Raw genomic sequence first — 16,910 nt, forward strand, 5'->3', positions numbered from 1 at the left:
CATTGGGCTCTATGATCAATACTAATGGTTTTTTAACTGAATTGCCGGTTATTTACCGAGAATTTTTGTAATTCTTCATCTAACTGTTGGCTAAATAAGGTCAATGTCAGGTTATTAACCAGCGTTTGCAGCAACTCAAAGTCGAGTGCTGACAGGTATTTACTTGGCTGTTGGCTGTCAACATAAAACAGCCCTAACAGCTTGCCCTGACACAGTAAGGGTAAGCATGCTGTGGCAGAAAGTTGCTTTAATTTAATACTGGCACGTTGCGACAACGCTTGGTGTTGCGAAATATCATTTGCTACCAACGGTTGCTGACTATTGAGTACGCTTTGTAATGCCCCGACACTACCAAAGAAACTGGCTTGATCTTGCGCTTCCTTGCTAACCCCCAAACTGCAATGCAATTTCAGTGAGGTTAAATCCGAACCGAGTAACAATGCCGCGCGCTGCATTTGGCAGAGTTTTAACGCCTCAGACAACAGATGTTGCAGATCGGCTTTACTGTTGCTAAGCACTTGTGCATTCAGTTGAGCGGCTTGCTGCACACGCCAATCATCATATTGCTGCTGGCGTAGCAGTGCTGATGGCTCGATAGCGTTAAATAGCACAGGCACATTACCTACCACAACAATGCTGCCATCTTCCAATAAACAACATTGCTGCTGAATCCCCTGACTGCGCAAACCGTTCATACTGTTCAGATCAGACATCAACCAAAATGCTTCACTGTAGACGAGCTTGGCATGCTGGCGAGAAACCGACGGTTCTTGGATCACAATGTCGTTCTCTGGCGCACGGCCCAGATAGAAAGTGGCTTTATCTGCCAACAGAAACTGGTCGGCCGCGCGTTTCGCGCTGATGACGGTCAGTTGCGCATTCATGTCATCGGCCTAGATCGCTAAACGCAGAGAATAAGCTAGCGTTTCAGCTGCACCATCTAACACCCCTGATACATTATCGACATCACGGGCTGAGCGCCAAACATTGGGCATTTGCGCAGCATTAGCGCTACTGATCAGTTTTTGCAGTTTTTTAATTTCAGCAAGCGCCAGTTGATAACGCACAGCACTGCATTCACTACGGATAATACTGACACTTTGTTGCAGTGACACTAACAAATCAGGAGCAATTTGATTAGCAAACTGGCTTAAACGCTGCTCCAACTTAAGCACTTTTTGATTAATGACCTGCGCTACTGGGCGCACATCAGCCACGATAATAAAATCTGATAATTCACCCATTTTACCGCGCGCTCGGATACTACCCGCTCCGGTGGCCACGGTAATATCTTCAAAAGCCGCACCGTCGTGAGATTTATACAGTCGTAACGGCGTATTTAAACTGTATTGCAAATTGTGCGTGTGCAAATCAATGACCAATGGCCCAGAGAAACTAAAACCACTGTTGGCCAGCGGCTCAATTCTTATCACCACAGGGTAAGCCGCTTGCAGAGAAATTAACTGGCTGGCAAGACGACTGCTGATATCGGCAGACAACGGATTAGCCACATAGGCGCTAATATTGAGGTTTTGTGCGGTTAACCCCATCACATTTTCAAAGGTTAATGCCACATCCACTTCATATCCACCAGGCAACGTAATGGTGGTTTCCGCCGTGTTGCCACTGATATGAACGGGGTACGTGCTGGCAAACAACGACATGCTGCTTAACAACATTAAAGATCCTAGCAGAATTGTTCTTAACATAATGACTCCGTTAATAGGCGATTACAGTGCAAACTGTCAGTTCGAGTAAAGCTTACTATGCATACTGCAGTATTAACACGAAGAAATAAATAGGGGATTTCCCCTAGGTCGATAATTACAGCGCCCACACTGTATTTATCGATAAAAAAAGGCAACCGAAGTTGCCTTTATCATCACGCTGTTCGCTTAGTTTAGATAATAATCCGCTAAGGCGCCTGCTGAAACCGCATATTCGCCGCGTTTTACCGCCCGAGCGGGTTCAAAATAAGCAACCAAGCGTGGTTCTAAATCAAATGGCCCTTGCTGTACTGCAAAACGCACATTCATCAAGCTCAGATTTAACGCTGTTTGCACATGGCCGCGCATAGCTACCGCAATATCTTGCGTATCCAGCACAGGCACCCGTTGTCCGCGATAGTCTACCGTGATCTCACCACTAAAGGCGGCCGCTTGCTGTTGTAACCCCAATGCTTGCACCATGCTATACGCCAAGACATCACGTGTTACGGCAGCGCCGGCATTAAATTTACCATTTTGCAGGGGTAATACCGGGCTTTGCTGTTGTACTCGATCTTTTAACGCACCACCGGTGGCCAATACCGCATCAGCAAAAGGTTTAACACTGGCCGGAATCGTATCTGCCGTGACAATAGCGGGCTCATTTAAGTGTGCCCGATATTGGCGAACTGAAGCGCCCATCACTAAATATTGCGCTAAGTCGCCACGCTTTAAGGTGTGATCGGGTTTAAATACTTTGGTGTTAAAACCATCCATCAAGCGCTCATTCACCGCATATTGCACCGCATTTTCAGCTGGATGACCTTGCATATCATTTAAACCGGTATAGCCATCAGACAATAAAAAGGTAATGTTGCCACTGACAAACTCAGGCGCACCTGGGCCATTGGTTAAACCTAATGGATCCGGATTGACACCAGACAGGGAAGTCAAGCCATAGACCGATAATTTCCAAGTACCAGGGGTAGCGGGCGCAGAGACTTTACTGACATCACTGAGTACCGGAGTAGATAAGCTACCTAAGTATTCTTCACCGGTTGGGCTAGTCAGTTTTAATTTTACGGTATTGGCTAACGGTGCCGCTGAAGCAGAAATTCTGATGACATCAGCACCGACTTCAAAAGGAAATACTTCTGGCTCACCCACTGGAGCATACAGTAACTCAAAAGGCAGAGCTTCATCTGCAGGACGCAATAAAGCATTAGCATTAAAGGTATTTATATTATTAACCGTAGCACGATAGCCCTCTTTTTCACCCAAGGCTGCAGCCACTGCAGCATGTGCGTTGACATACCCCGTACCCACTTCAAAGCGCTCATAGCCAGGCATGTTGGTCGCCGTTTCCTGTAATATACGCTTAATATCCAGTGGTTGAAGATCGGGGTTAGCTTCTAACATTAAGGCGATAATGCCAGAGACATGCGGTGTTGCCATTGAGGTACCCGAGATCATGGTATAAAACGGTAAATACTCTGGTTCAATCGCCTCGATATCAGCATCACCACCATTCGCAGATAAATTTGTTTTAGCGCGGCTAGAAATAATATCGACACCCGGTGCGACTACCGTCACTTCATTACGATAAGTCCACTCACTGCCATCTGGCATAGTGAAATCGCCGGTTTCGAAACGCTCACCGCGTGAAGAAAAACCAATCAACTCACCGCTTTTTGTACCTGCACCGACAGAAATACCCCAAGGGATTTGTGCATAAGGGTTATGCGTGTCTTCACCTGGGCCTGAGTTACCGGCGGCAAATACCGTGGTGATTCCTAATTTGTACGCTTTATAAGAGGCAATACTAATGGGGCCGTTTGGATCATATTTACCACTGCTGCCCCATGAGTTGCTTATGACACGGATCGGGCTTCTAAAATCAAACACGCGGGTAATCGCGTAATCAAAGCCACCCAAGGCATCTAAAATGGCGATACCGCCACCTGAACCATAACCGACTAAATCAGCATCCACGGCGACACCTTTGTACTTGCCATCTGAATGACTGCCGTAGCCTGCCACCGTGCCCGCAACATGAGTACCATGTCCAGAGTTGGTATCAGTATTCAATTGATTCTCAATTAACACACCCGAGACACCGGTTAAACTAATCGCTTGGGCATGCGTGACCGCTTGCACATTTTGTACAACTTTGTCGCCATAGGCTAAATCATCCAAGGTGGCATCAATACCGGAATCGTGAATCATCACGGTGACCCCTTTCCCGGTGTAACTTAACCCATTACGATCGATATAAGCTTGAGATTGCAGACGATCAACGCCGGTTAACTCGCGTGCCTCGGCATTAAAATAGTCTAACTTCGAGTTAAGAAAGACCGAGCGCACATCGCTCATCGCGCCAATTTGATTGATCTGCGCTGGGTTTACCAGCACACCAATAATCGGCAACGACTTAAATTGCACCGCTTGGGTGACGCCTAAATTGATTAAACGCTGTAATTGCGATGTATTTAAAGGGTCGAGTTGATCAAAGGTCACTACCACCATCATTTGTTCGGTGCTAGGTACTGTTTGCAGTTTTTCAGATAACTGTGAACCGATAACAGCTTGAGCTGCTGCAGATAATGAAAAACCTGCCAGCGCCACGGTAAGTAAGGTATTGGTCAGTTTACGATAAAGCATAAGGCTCTCCTGGTATTTTAACTGTTGTGTCTTATGCACAACCTAGCCTTTACTGTGCCTTGCGCGATCAATCTTAAACATCGGGTGTATCCCCTAGCTCAATAGGTAAAATCCCCTAGCCAATCGGTATTTAACAACAAAACAAGGGCGTTACCGCTAGCCTTTTTGAAAACGTATCACCGCAATTAAAAGTGTTTGGGTGCAGCTAAACTCATTCAGTAAAAATAGAACTTACTGTTTTACCTGTATAAACATCATTTATTAGTCAGTCTGTTATTTTGTCTTTCTCATAACGAAAAATATATCGAGAAGTTTGACTTGCTCGTTGCTACGTTTTGTTACATTTACCTTTTGTGTAAACAGCTTAAAACTGATTAAATTAGCGGTAATATTGTTATAAAGAGCTGTTTATGCTGTTATCTCGCGTTAAGTCACCGTTATTCTTAGCTATCTTACTTACTCTGCTTTTAGCGCTCTGGTTAATCTTTGCGGATCATCGCCAAGCCTCCCAGCAAGCGCCAGAAGCCGCCGCGCCTACCCCTTCTGCTGCTTTTACCGTGCAAACACAGTTATCGAATGCCTCAGCCTACCCTGCAACGCAGCAGTTACAGGGGCAAATAATGGCTTGGCACAGCATTGACATAAAAGCCCAAGTTGCCGGACAGCTACTGCAATTAAACGTCGAGCAAGGCGATAAGGTCAAACAAGGGACAAAGCTACTGCAATTAAGTGATGAAGGACGCACCGCCCGCTTACAGCAAGCCAAAGCACTGTATCATTTACGACAAAGTGAACTGCAAAGCGCTCAACAATTAACCCGCCAACAATTTGTGAGTAAAACCGAATTAGCACGCTTACAAAGTGACTTAGCCAGTGCAGAAGCCAATTTAGCCGAGGCGGAATTAAATCTTGCCCACACTCAGCCTACGGCTCCCTTTGATGGTGTGCTAGCACGTCGTTACAGCGATCCGGGTAGCCGAGTACAAGTTGGCGATACACTGTTTCAATTAGTGGATATCAGTCAATTACGAGTAACGGCGCAAGTGCCACAACAACGCGTAGCAGAGTTATCGCTGGGTCAAACCGTAGCAGTCAACTTAATGAACGGCCAACAGCTTAACGGCAGTCTCAGTTTTATTAGCCCCGTCGCTGATGCACAAAGCCGCAGTTATTATATTGAAGCTACCGTGGCGAATCCTCAGTTACAGCCACTCGCTGGTGCCAGTGCGACCTTGGTGATTGCCTTGTCGGCAGTGGAGGCTCATCAGATCTCACCGGCGTTATTACGACTTGACCCACAAGGTCGGCTTGGTCTTTACACGGTAGAAAACGGTGTAGTGCAGTTTTACCCCATCAGTTTATTAAGCACCGACAACAATAGCGCTTGGATCACAGGCCTGCCAGCACAAGCGGAATTGATCATACAAGGCGCAGGTTTTGTTGCAGTCGGCCAAGCCGTGACAGTACAGCGCGGAGTCAGCGAATGAGAGCGTTAATCGCCGCGGCGATTGACCGCAGTCGAGCCAGCATTATGCTGTTGCTGTTTATTTTTGCTGCAGGCCTAACCGCCTATATCGTCATCCCAAAAGAAGCCAACCCCGATGTTGCCATTCCGATGATGTATGTGTCGATGTCGCTCGATGGCATCAGCCCAGAAGACGGTGAGCGATTACTGGTGCGGCCGATGGAGCACGAATTACGCTCGTTAGAGGGCATTAAAAAAATGACCTCCACCGCCAGCGAAGGTCATGCCTCGGTGATGCTAGAGTTTGATGCGGGTTTTGATGCAGATAAAGCCTTGGCGGATGTTCGAGTAAAAGTAGATGCCGCTCGCGCGAAACTGCCAGCAGAAGCCAAAGAGCCCACGGTCAATGAAATCAACGTGGCGTTATTTCCGGTGCTGTCAGTTGGGTTATCGGGGCCCATCGCCGAAGAAGTTTTGGTGCGCATTGCCCGTGCATTAAAAGAACAAATTGAAGCCATTCCGGAAGTATTAGAAGTCGACATTGGCGGTGATCGGGAAGATTTACTGGAGATTGTCGTCGATCCACAAGTATTGCAAAGCTATGGCCTGGATTATCAACAGCTGTTCTCGTTAGTCAGCAACAATAACCGCTTAGTCGCCGCCGGCAGTTTAGATACCGGTGCGGGGCGTATGGCATTAAAAGTGCCTGGGATCATTGAAGATCTTACCGATGTGCTGGCGATGCCCATTAAAGTCAGTGGCGATACGGTCATCACCTTTGGCGATGTTGCGACCGTCAATCGCAGCTTTAAAGATCCACAAGGCTTTGCCCGCATCAATGGCCAGCCCGCCGTGGTACTCGAAGTAAAAAAACGCAGTGGCGCCAATATTATCTCCAGTATTGAGCAAACCAAGGCGTTATTAACCGAGGCCAGCAAACAATTTCCAGAGGGGCTGCAAATAGACTACATCATGGATCAATCTGTGCAGGTTGAAACCATGCTGTCGGATCTGCTTAACAATGTGCTGACCGCCGTGGTGTTAGTGTTAATTTTGATTATCGCTACCATGGGGCTGCGCAGTGCCTTATTGGTGGGCATCACTATCCCTGGCGCTTTTTTTGCGGGCATTATGCTGATCTGGGTACTGGGTTTTACCATGAATATTATCGTGTTGTTCGCGCTAATCTTAGTGGCAGGCATGTTAGTTGATGGCGCGATTGTCGTATCTGAATTAGCTGACCGTTTCAGTAAAGAAGGGCAAGATCGCAAAACCGCTTGGCTCAATGCCGCCGATAGAATGGCATGGCCTATCATCGCCTCTACCTGCACTACCCTTGCTGTGTTTGTGCCCTTGTTATTTTGGCCAGGCATGGTCGGGCAATTTATGAAATACCTACCGGCGACCGTGATTGTCTGTTTGCTAGCATCCATGGCGATGGCGCTCATTTTCTTACCGGTGATGGGTAGCCTTGGCCGTTATCGACCACCGGCACCCGATATTGCTGAACCGGCAAACCGTTTTAGCGCGGGCTATCGTCGCGCGTTAAGCTTAGTGTTACATTGGCCTGGTCGCAGCTTGGCTTTTACGCTATCGGCAATTATTTTGGTGTATTTTGCTTATGCCAAATTTAACTATGGTACTGAGTTTTTCCCTGCCGTAGAGCCAGAATCGGCGCAAGTCTGGGTGCGGGCACGCGGTGACATGTCCATTTTTGAAAAAGATGCTTTGCTGCAAAAAGTGGAGCAGCGTTTATTGCATTTACCTGAAGTGAAAGCCTTATATGCACGCTCAATGGCCAGTGCGGGTGGCGAGCTAACGGCTGATGTCGTCGGCACCTTGCAGTTTCAATTTATTGATTGGGATCAACGCCGCCCTGCGGCAGCTATATTACACGATATGCGGCAACTGACCGCCGATATCCCCGGCATTATGCTGGAGTTTCGCCAACAGCAAGAAGGCCCTGCTGCGGGTAAACCGGTGGAGTTATTAATTACCTCACAAGATCCAGCGCAAATTGATGCGGCAACCGCGTTGGTCATTGCCAACATGCAGCAACTCGGTGGTTTTGTCGATATTGAAGATGATCGTAATTTACCGGGTATCGAATGGCGAGTAGAAGTGAACCGCGCCGAAGCCGCCCGTTTTGGTGCGGATGTATTAACCGTCGGCAATGCCATTCAATTGGTCAGTAATGGCTTATTACTGGCTCGGTTTCGTCCTGAATACGCCAGTGATGAAGTCGATATTCGGGTACGCTTTCCTCATAACGAACGCTCGCTCAGTCAGTTAACACGGTTAACCGTAGCAACCACCTCAGGTCAGGTGCCGCTGAGTAACTTTGTCAATGTGGTGCCCTCCCCCAAAACCAGTGTAATTAAACGCGTTGACAGTAACCGTGCCATCACCATCAAAAGCGATTTAGCAGAAGGTTATCAGTTAACAGAACGTTTAAGTGCACTGCGCTCTGCCGACATTACGCTTCCCGACGGGGTGATGATTCAAACCGCCGGTGAAGATGCCGATCAACAAGAAACCATGAGTTTTTTACTGGGCGCTTTTGTGATTGCTATCTTTATTATGCTGATGATTTTGCTGGCGCAATTTAATAGCTGGTATCAAAGTTTACTGATTTTATCCGCCATTGTACTGTCTACCGCAGGCGTTTTGTTGGGTTTGCTGATCAATGGCCAAAGTTTTGGCATTGTGATGGTGGGCATGGGAATTATTGGTTTGGCCGGTATCGTGGTAAACAACAATATTGTGTTAATTGATACCTACAATCAATTTCGCGCGGAAGGCCATACTGCGGTCAGTGCGGCGTTAGAAACAGGCTGTTTACGCCTAAGGCCGGTGTTATTGACGTCAATTACCACGGTGCTGGGTTTAATGCCGATGGTGCTATCAGTGAATGTTAACTTACTGGAACCCAGTTTAGGTTTTGGTGCACCCTCGACCATGTGGTGGACACAGCTATCGAGTGCCATCGCCGGAGGTTTAACCTTTGCCACGATATTAACGCTGTTTCTAACCCCTGCTCTGCTGGTGTTGGGCGATAAATTTCGCCGCAACCCAGCAATAGCAACCACGGCAGAATAACAAATTTAACGCTTAAGGTTGTTTCGCCGACTGTGTCGCCTTGTCAAACAAGCTGGCACTGTCGGTTAAAAACATTTCTGGATTTTTGGGCGTGCTAATGAGCATAGGTTGTGACAATAATTCCGCTTGATACTGCGGCATTAATTGCGGCCCAGCCGCTTGCATGTAGGGCACTAACCAATAAGTACTCGCTAAGGCAGTGGTTAACACTAGCTGTAAACTTTTACGTTGCATACCCGCCAGTTTAAAGCCATTCCAAAACAACACCACAAGCAGTACTGCCGGCAGCGTTAATTGCAACACCTCGACCAACACGGCCTGACTAAAGTTAAAACTTAACCAGCGGCTCAATTCTGACCAAAGTAGCCAACTCGCGGTAATGAGCAGGATCAGCGTCACCTGCGGTCGAAAGTTTGACTCTTGCGAGCGCAGCCGCGCCCATAACGCTAACAGTGCAGGCCACAGCAGCAAAGCCAATAAAATAAACGGAATACTTAATAACTGTCGATGCCAATTCTCAGCTGCCTCACCGATGGCACCCAGCCACATTTCATAAGAAAAGTACGCAGATACCAACAACAATAATAAGATCAGCAAGGGTACTGACGATAATAATTGTAAACTGTGCCAGCCTTTAGCGAGTATGCGCGTTGGCGCGACACTGGCCGCCGCAAAAAACACCCGTAAACGTTGCTTGCCTAAGATAAATTCTTGGCCAGAATGCGGGATCGCTGTTTGCTGAATACGCTGCCCTGAGCTACTTAAAGTGCCATTTGCAGAATCCAGATCGCGCAACTGCCACTGCCCCTGCTCATCGCAACTGAGCATGGCATGCTCAGCGCAGCTGTGCGGATCCAGTAAGATAACATCGTTATCATAACTGCGACCAATCCGGATAGCGTTTTGAGTAAATTTATGGATCCCAATACTTTTTCCCTGATTATTTAACAGCTCAATAATTACTGCCATTTCACTGTCTCCATAAACTTACGGGTAAACGCATCGGCATTTTGTTGACTAACGCCCGCTAACGAAAAGTGACTCACAAAACCTTGTTGCTCAGCAGGCACGGTTCCAGCTAAAAACAACACATCAAATAGCTCGGGGTAATCTTTGTAGGCACGCACACAATAGATGGTGCGAGCTGCAACTTGCTTGTCGCCGACAATGTCACTTAAGCAGCTATATTCGCCAACATCACGCACCGAAGCGCGATTGTCTGGGCGCATTTGTTTAAGTTTGTTCGCGTAATGATGCACGAATTTTGTCATGGCTAACGCCGAGCCATCAAACCACTCAAATTGCATTTGAATTTTGCCGGTGGTGAATTGATGGCTAATAAACACATCTTCCGACAAACCACAAAACGCGGCAGAAGCGCGAATTTCTTGCTCTACGCGGGGGGGATTAGTGCGAGCCCAACAAGTGATATAAGGCGCGATACTCTCTGGCACTAAACCCCGGCCTAAAGCTTTCATTTGCCAGTTAGCGTTTAATAAGGGTTCGAGCATTTGTTGTTGGTTGGCCAATAACTGTTGGCCAATTTGTGTTTTTAATAGCTCAACTGCAGGGACCTCGGCAGGCTGTGTATTCACCAGGGCTTTAACCTGCGCCATCGGCACCACAAAGCCTAATTGATTACCGCCGGTTGACACATTCACCCCAACCACTTGGCCAAGCTCGTTAACACTAGGGCCACCACTCATACCCGGATTAATCGAGCCCGTGACATGTAAACGCGGATAAAAGCTTTGTTGTTTCATGCCGTTATAGGTACCCGGCACCACTACCATGCCTAAATCATGCGGATTACCTAAACTGAACACCTCCGCGCCCTGCTCCGGTAAGGCATCGGCTAACGCAAAAAAATGTCCTACTCTGGCCGGGGCTTTCAACAAGGCTAAATCGTTTACCACATCCAGGGCTAAAATCTCTAATGGCTGTAAGCCATCATCACCAAACTTTGCCATTAATTGATAGCTATCTGGGGTGGCAACGCGGCTTGCAACCACATGATAATTGGTGATCACCAACTCGGGCGCAATATAAAAACCGCTGCCAATTGAGGTTTTGTGCTGAGTTTGTTTTTCAACGACCTGCACCTGCAGTAAGGCATCTTGATATTGGCTAAAGACCTGTTGCGCATTGTCCGCTTGTACCTGAAAGGCTGCCAAGCCGAAACAACACGCCATGCTAATGAAAAAACGCCTATAAAACATCCTGATAACTCCCGACATAACAAGATTTGACCTTAGCACTACCTATTTTTTTTACAAGCTTAATCTGCCGGTCATCACGCTAAACACGGCTATTCTCTTTAGAGATTCTTGATCCGATAACCAATGACCGGAAGTACATCCTCGCCTGGGCATTTCGATGGCGCAGCAAAAAAGGCTTCATTGCAGTGCCCACTGTTATCTTCTAAACAAAATTCAAAACGCACGGCGCTTTTCACCGGTGCATTGAGCAACCCTGCCGGTAAATGTTGCCATTGCCACTTAGCGATGGCTTTGCGCGCTTCACGGGCAAATCGATGTGAGGACGCATGCAACACCTGCACATCCGTTAATTGATTAGTGGGCGTCACCACATAAGAAAGGCTGGCACAACCCTCGGTACCCTCTATGGCTTCTTCGACCGGATAAAGCGGTTCAATCGGCTTGACCACCTGCCACGACGGCTGATTCAGCAAACCTGGCGTTAGCGGTAAATCAGAATAGGTTGAAGGCGCTGGGGTTTGGCAAGCACCGAGCATAAGTGCCGCGAGTATGATGCTGAGCTTGATACCTAACTGGAGGTTGCTAACAATAACCATTCTAGTTCCTTTAGATTAAATTCAAACAAACACTGACAACACGCTGTGATGACGCCTGATGGATAAAACATAAACAGTCAGCAATTTAACGCAACACTGCAAAAAAATAAAGTTTACATTTCAGTTTCAATTCACCAAAAACAAAACCCCAGCAAGCTGGGGTTTTAAATCGACTTAAAATGCACGGTTTAGCGCATAGCCACCAGCATACTGCTTGGCTGCTCTAAATACTGTTTCCACAAATTGGTAAAGCGTGCAATGGTACCACCATCTATAATGCGGTGATCGCCTGACCAGCTCACTTGCATAATTTGCCGAGCGACCACTTGGCCTTTGGCATCAAAGCGCGGTAAAGACTGCACCTTACCTAGGGCGACAATTGCCACTTCCGGTTTATTGATGATGGGTGTCGCTACTGTGCCACCAATGGCGCCAATATTACTGATGGTAATCGTGCCGCCTTTTAAATCAGCAGGACTCACTCGGCCTTCGCGAGCGGCCTCCGTTAATTTAGTTAAGGCATTGGCAATTTCCACAATAGACTTTTGCTCACAACCTTTAATATTAGGCACTAACAAACCGACTTTAGAGTCAACCGCAATGCCAATATTGTGCGCACTAAAATAAGTTAATTCAGTGCAGTCGGCATTCGGCTGACTGTTCATTACCGGAAACTCATTGATCGCCAGCGATAAGGCTTTCATAAAGAACGGCATCATGGTCAGTTTCACGCCTTGCTTGGCATAGTGATCTTTTAACTGGCTGCGCAGGGCAATCAATTCCGTTAAATCAATTTCTTCGCAATAAGTAAAATGCGGAATAGTCGATACCGACTCGGTCATTTGCCGAGCCATGGCTGCTTTAACCCCCCGAATAGCTTCAACGCGATGAGACGCTGATGCTGCTGGCGCTGCAGAGGCTGTCGTGTTGCTCACGCTGCTGGCGGTTGCTTGCGTCGTGGGCTTCGCCTCACTGGCAGTAAAGGCACGGACATCGTCTTTAAACACCCGGCCTTTATCACCAGAGCCTGGTACCATATGAATATCCACACCCAGTTCACGTGCTAAACGCCGCACCGCAGGGCTAGCTAAGGCTTTACCTTGAGGCGCCTGACGACTTACCGCGGCATGATTACTTTTAGCCTGAGCAGTCACTGCGCTGCTGGTGGTGGCTGCCGGGGCTGCGGTAACCGCATTGCTGCTGTCAGATGGCGCATCCACTGCACGACTGATGGCAAATAACGGCGCATGCACCTTGGCAATCTCACCTTTGGCATAATACAGTTTACTGACTACACCCGAGTGTTTTGCCGGGATCTGCACTAAGGCTTTATCAGTCATCACATCACAAACCGGTTGATCTTCGCTGATGGTCTCACCTTCAGCAACTAACCATTCTACGATTTCACACTCGACAATACCCTCACCGATATCCGGTAAAATAAAGTCTTCACTGATCGTGCCATTAGCTTGTGGCGCAGCAGCAGGCTGAGCTGGGGCCGCTACTTGGGTGGCCTTCGCGGGTTCAGCATGGGCAGCGGTATTGCCATCGTCAGCAATCTCCATTGCAAATAATGGCGCATGTACCTTAGCAATCTCACCTTTGGCATAGTACAGTTTACTGACCACACCGTTATAAACCGCGGGGATCTGCACTAAAGCTTTGTCGGTCATCACATCACAAACCGGTTGGTCTTCTCTAATGGTATCGCCTTCAGCAACCAGCCATTCCACGATTTCACACTCAACAATACCTTCGCCAATATCTGGCAGAATAAAATCTTGTTTCATCCGGGGCTCCTTAGAAGTTAACCGAGCGTTTAATCGCTTCGAAGGTTTTCAGATGATCGGCGACATATTCTTTTTCTAGCGCCAGCGGATAAGGTGTATCCATACCGCACACCCGTTCGATGGGGCTTTCGAGGTGCAAGAAACAGCTGCCTTGAATGGTCGCGGCAATTTCACCGGCGAAACCACCGGTTAATGGCGCTTCGTGGTTAATCACTAAACGGCCGGTTTTTTTCACGGATGCGGCAACGGTATCCGCATCCCATGGCAGAATGCTGCGCAGGTCAATCACTTCACAGGAAATACCTTCGGCAGCGGCCATCTCAACGGCTTTTTGAATAATTTCCATTTGCGCGCCCCAGCCCAGTACCGTGACATCCTTACCTTGTTGTAGGATCTCAGCTTTACCGATAGGTAACTCATAATACTCTTCTGGTACTTCGCCAATGGAGGCACGATACAGTTTCTTAGGTTCAAAAAAGATCACCGGATCCGGACAAGCAATCGAGGCTAAGAGTAAGCCTTTCGCTTGATAAGGGTCGCGAGGTACCACGATTTTTAAACCCGGGGTGTGCGCAAAGTAGGCCTCTGGGCTTTGGCTGTGGTAATGTCCACCAGCAATGCCGCCACCGTAAGGCGTACGGAACACCAAGCCACCAACATTAAATTCATTACCCGAGCGGTAGCGAAACTTGGCGGTTTCATTGACGATTTGGTCAAAGGCGGGAAAGATATAATCCGCAAATTGAATTTCAGCGACCGGCTTCATGCCCTGTGCCGCCATACCATTGGCAAAACCAGCGATACCTTGCTCAGTCAGTGGCGTGTTGAAACAACGAGCTTTACCATACTTTTCTTGCAGTTTACTGGTTGCACGAAATACACCACCAAAGTGGCCAACATCTTCACCAAAACAGACCACGCCATCATCTTTAGCCATTGCCAAATCTAGGGCATTGTTAATGGCCTGCAACATGTTCATTTTTGCCATTAGTCTAATCTCCCCGCCGTGATCGGATACGCATCTGGATATTTCCGGATATGCTGTTTTAATTCGTCTAATTGTTGCTGTAATGCAGGAATAGGCTCGGCATAAACATCAGAAATTAAGTGTTCGATACCTGGTTTCGCCACTTTTTCAGCCACTTTAAGCGCATCTAAGATATCAATACGTAACTGCTCAGTTTGCGCTTTGTCGGCCGCTTCATCCAGCCAACCTTGCTGTAATAACCAGGCTTTGTAACGGGCGATAGGATCGTTCTTGCGCCATAAGGCTTCTTCTTCCTTAGAACGATAGCCACTTGGATCATCAGAAGAGGAATGGGCACCTAAACGGTATGCCATCGACTCAATTAAAACCGGCTCGTTATGCTTTAACGCATATTCACGGGCCATTTGCGTGGCCTTAAACACCGCCAGAATGTCGGCCCCGTCAACACGAATCGACTTCATGCCATAACCTACCGCGCGACAGGCAATACCGTCACCGACAAACTGTTCATTCGCTGGCGTAGAAATGGCATAGCCATTGTTGCGACAGAAGAAAATCACCGGTGCTTTGTGCACCGCTGCCATATTTAAACCGGCATGGAAGTCGCCTTCAGAAGCCGCACCTTCACCAAAATAACAAATTGTTACGGCTTCCAATCCACGCAACTTTTGCGCATAAGCGTAACCACTGGCCTGTGGGATCTGGGTGCCTAAGGGTGACGAAATCGTCATATAGTTGATAGCATTGCTACCATAATGCACCGGCATCTGCCGGCCTTTACCCAAGTCTTTCTCGTTGGAGAACAACTGGTTCATAAATTGTTCTAGCGTAAAGCCACGATAGCGCAAAGCACCTTGTTCGCGGTATTGCGCCATAATCATGTCAAGATCCGTTAACGCTGCCGCACTGCCGACAGTGGTTGCCTCTTCGCCTAAGCATTGCATGTAAAAACTGATGCGACCTTGGCGCTGTGCAGCCAACATCCTTTCATCTAGCACTCGGATAAACACCATAGTGTCATACATTTTTAACGCGGTTGCCTTGTCTAACGTGGGTGCCTCTGCTTCTGCATAAAGGCTACCATCGTCTTTCAGGATCCTTAAGGTAGGGATTTTTAACGCGTCACTGGCAGTAAACTCTGCGCGATGCACCGTGGTAATGGTGGCGTTATTTGGATTGGTCATAAGGACTCTCTTGGTTGTAATGACTCGTTTTTCCGCTAGACTTTACCTTTACGTAAACTGCAATGCAACCGCGCGCTGGCATAAAAAAACCTAACAGCACACAGTACTGTCAGGTTATATTTACTGGCTAAGGTCGTTAAGACGTTAGATCAGGTTATGTTGAATGTCTGTGGGTACCACCATCAGCATAGCACGCTGCCCAATGGCCACTTTAGCGTTCGGGAAAATTAACGCCTCGCCCTCGCGCTCTACCCGATACTCTAAGTCACCATCGGTAGCCAATAAGCTTCCTAACGGATAACTGGTGAAATTCTGGACATCGTCAGCAAAATGCAACTTGAAATCTTGAGTTTGCTTATTAATGGCGCGATACACTTCATAAAGATGAAAATCTTCTGCCGCAAAAGGTTTCGGCGCAGGTAAACGGTCGGTAATCAGTGCACGTAAGGCACTGTCTGCTTGGGCAAAACGTGACATATCATTTTGGCCAAACGGCTGCACTTTACCCAGTTCTATGGTGAAGGCATTCGCGCCATGGCTGTGCGACGCATAATAGCTAAAGGTACTGGCCGGCGTTTGCATCATCAGCACCGTGTGCACATCGCAAGCCGCCAGAAATTGTAACTGTTGTTTGCGCCAAGGCTTACCATGTAAAAAAGGATACACGGCGAACTTCTCAAAACGAGAGCCACGAATGGCGGTGTGTAAATCATATAAACAACGCGGCTCATTGGCCGGGGCGCCGTCATAAAATCGTGTAACATACTGCTCTAACGCTTGGGCACGTTGCCGCTCGGCGTTGATTAAACCCGCCCCCTTACTATGATGCCCCGAAAATAACCGATTTAAATTCTCAGTCACTTCACGACGGCCTAAATTTATGGCGGCAGGATTAGCGAATAGCACTAATACCCGCTCAGTAGGTGTTAAATGCCCCTGTAAAATATCTTGCACGATAGTGGCACACAGTTCGATGGGAGCCGTTTCATTACCATGCACACCACAACTGAGAATAATATGCTGTCGAGCGGCTTGGGCGGGCTGAAAACAGATCACACCAGTATCCCAGATCTCGACAGTAACGCCTGAGCCTAATTCAAACTGACAAGGGGCTAAACCATTAGGATTGGCTAAGGTAAAAGCTAAAAAATCGCCGCTATGACGAAACTGCTCCATCATCATTGCTGTTACTCCTGTCGATA

The 16,910-nt window shown here is 47.8% G+C and carries 12 protein-coding genes; 2 read left to right on the plus strand and 10 right to left on the minus strand.

The window, feature by feature from the left end; all coding sequences use genetic code 11:
- Positions 1-32 precede the first annotated feature (32 nt).
- The 3 genes from L1N97_RS10620 to L1N97_RS10630 all read right to left on the minus strand — a co-directional run bounded on the left by L1N97_RS10620 (position 33) and on the right by L1N97_RS10630 (position 4,367).
- A complete protein-coding gene (locus L1N97_RS10620; RefSeq protein ID WP_236129774.1) occupies positions 33-884 on the minus strand; it encodes a GAF domain-containing protein in 852 nt (283 codons plus the stop codon).
- A gap of 9 nt (positions 885-893) precedes the next feature.
- Positions 894-1,709: a DUF6689 family protein gene (locus L1N97_RS10625; protein ID WP_236129775.1), complete on the minus strand. Its 816-nt coding sequence runs from the start codon at positions 1,707-1,709 to the stop codon at positions 894-896.
- A 186-nt stretch (positions 1,710-1,895) separates the two neighbouring features.
- Positions 1,896-4,367, minus strand: coding sequence for a S8 family peptidase (locus tag L1N97_RS10630; protein ID WP_236129776.1), 2,472 nt, complete (start codon positions 4,365-4,367; stop codon positions 1,896-1,898).
- Positions 4,368-4,777: 410 nt separating this feature from the next.
- On the opposite strand from L1N97_RS10630, the gene L1N97_RS10635 reads away from it, so the two are divergent.
- Entirely contained in the window at positions 4,778-5,854 is a 1,077-nt protein-coding gene (locus tag L1N97_RS10635) for an efflux RND transporter periplasmic adaptor subunit (RefSeq protein WP_236129777.1), read from the plus strand.
- A complete protein-coding gene (locus L1N97_RS10640) occupies positions 5,851-8,931 on the plus strand; it encodes an efflux RND transporter permease subunit (RefSeq protein ID WP_236129778.1) in 3,081 nt (1,026 codons plus the stop codon). Before L1N97_RS10635 ends, L1N97_RS10640 begins: the two co-directional genes overlap by 4 nt.
- Positions 8,932-8,943: 12 nt before the next feature.
- Here L1N97_RS10640 and L1N97_RS10645 read toward each other — a convergent pair whose 3' ends face one another.
- From L1N97_RS10645 to astE, 7 genes are all read right to left on the minus strand, one after another.
- Positions 8,944-9,900: an FHA domain-containing protein gene (locus L1N97_RS10645; RefSeq protein WP_236129779.1), complete on the minus strand. Its 957-nt coding sequence runs from the start codon at positions 9,898-9,900 to the stop codon at positions 8,944-8,946.
- A complete protein-coding gene (locus L1N97_RS10650; RefSeq protein ID WP_229585894.1) occupies positions 9,891-11,150 on the minus strand; it encodes a S1C family serine protease in 1,260 nt (419 codons plus the stop codon). The genes L1N97_RS10645 and L1N97_RS10650 overlap by 10 nt, the downstream gene beginning before the upstream one ends.
- A gap of 98 nt (positions 11,151-11,248) precedes the next feature.
- Entirely contained in the window at positions 11,249-11,746 is a 498-nt protein-coding gene (locus L1N97_RS10655; protein ID WP_229585893.1) for an energy transducer TonB, read from the minus strand.
- 188 nt (positions 11,747-11,934) lie between these two features.
- A complete protein-coding gene (locus L1N97_RS10660) occupies positions 11,935-13,536 on the minus strand; it encodes a dihydrolipoyllysine-residue acetyltransferase (protein WP_236129780.1) in 1,602 nt (533 codons plus the stop codon).
- A 10-nt stretch (positions 13,537-13,546) separates the two neighbouring features.
- Positions 13,547-14,524: an alpha-ketoacid dehydrogenase subunit beta gene (locus L1N97_RS10665; RefSeq protein ID WP_226751495.1), complete on the minus strand. Its 978-nt coding sequence runs from the start codon at positions 14,522-14,524 to the stop codon at positions 13,547-13,549.
- The gene (locus L1N97_RS10670; RefSeq protein ID WP_229585891.1) at positions 14,524-15,708 is read right to left on the minus strand and encodes a thiamine pyrophosphate-dependent dehydrogenase E1 component subunit alpha; all 1,185 of its coding nucleotides are present in this window, start codon (positions 15,706-15,708) and stop codon (positions 14,524-14,526) included. The genes L1N97_RS10665 and L1N97_RS10670 overlap by 1 nt, the downstream gene beginning before the upstream one ends.
- 144 nt (positions 15,709-15,852) lie before the next feature.
- On the minus strand, positions 15,853-16,890 hold the full coding sequence (gene astE, locus L1N97_RS10675) for a succinylglutamate desuccinylase (protein ID WP_236129781.1): 1,038 nt from the start codon (positions 16,888-16,890) through the stop codon (positions 15,853-15,855).
- Positions 16,891-16,910 lie beyond the last annotated feature (20 nt).

This window comes from Rheinheimera sp. UJ63 (assembly GCF_021568285.1).
Classification (GTDB): Bacteria; Pseudomonadota; Gammaproteobacteria; order Enterobacterales; family Alteromonadaceae; genus Alishewanella; species Alishewanella maricola.

What these genes read in the sequence shown, in the direction of transcription:
- L1N97_RS10620 (WP_236129774.1), bottom strand. Translation starts at nt 884, where the DNA reads ATGAATGCGCAACTGACCGTCATCAGCGCGAAACGCGCGGCCGACCAG.
- L1N97_RS10625 (WP_236129775.1), bottom strand. Translation starts at nt 1,709, where the DNA reads ATGTTAAGAACAATTCTGCTAGGATCTTTAATGTTGTTAAGCAGCATG.
- L1N97_RS10630 (WP_236129776.1), bottom strand. Translation starts at nt 4,367, where the DNA reads ATGCTTTATCGTAAACTGACCAATACCTTACTTACCGTGGCGCTGGCA.
- L1N97_RS10635 (WP_236129777.1), top strand. Translation starts at nt 4,778, where the DNA reads ATGCTGTTATCTCGCGTTAAGTCACCGTTATTCTTAGCTATCTTACTT.
- L1N97_RS10640 (WP_236129778.1), top strand. Translation starts at nt 5,851, where the DNA reads ATGAGAGCGTTAATCGCCGCGGCGATTGACCGCAGTCGAGCCAGCATT.
- L1N97_RS10645 (WP_236129779.1), bottom strand. Translation starts at nt 9,900, where the DNA reads ATGGCAGTAATTATTGAGCTGTTAAATAATCAGGGAAAAAGTATTGGG.
- L1N97_RS10650 (WP_229585894.1), bottom strand. Translation starts at nt 11,150, where the DNA reads ATGTTTTATAGGCGTTTTTTCATTAGCATGGCGTGTTGTTTCGGCTTG.
- L1N97_RS10655 (WP_229585893.1), bottom strand. Translation starts at nt 11,746, where the DNA reads ATGGTTATTGTTAGCAACCTCCAGTTAGGTATCAAGCTCAGCATCATA.
- L1N97_RS10660 (WP_236129780.1), bottom strand. Translation starts at nt 13,536, where the DNA reads ATGAAACAAGATTTTATTCTGCCAGATATTGGCGAAGGTATTGTTGAG.
- L1N97_RS10665 (WP_226751495.1), bottom strand. Translation starts at nt 14,524, where the DNA reads ATGGCAAAAATGAACATGTTGCAGGCCATTAACAATGCCCTAGATTTG.
- L1N97_RS10670 (WP_229585891.1), bottom strand. Translation starts at nt 15,708, where the DNA reads ATGACCAATCCAAATAACGCCACCATTACCACGGTGCATCGCGCAGAG.
- astE (WP_236129781.1), bottom strand. Translation starts at nt 16,890, where the DNA reads ATGATGATGGAGCAGTTTCGTCATAGCGGCGATTTTTTAGCTTTTACC.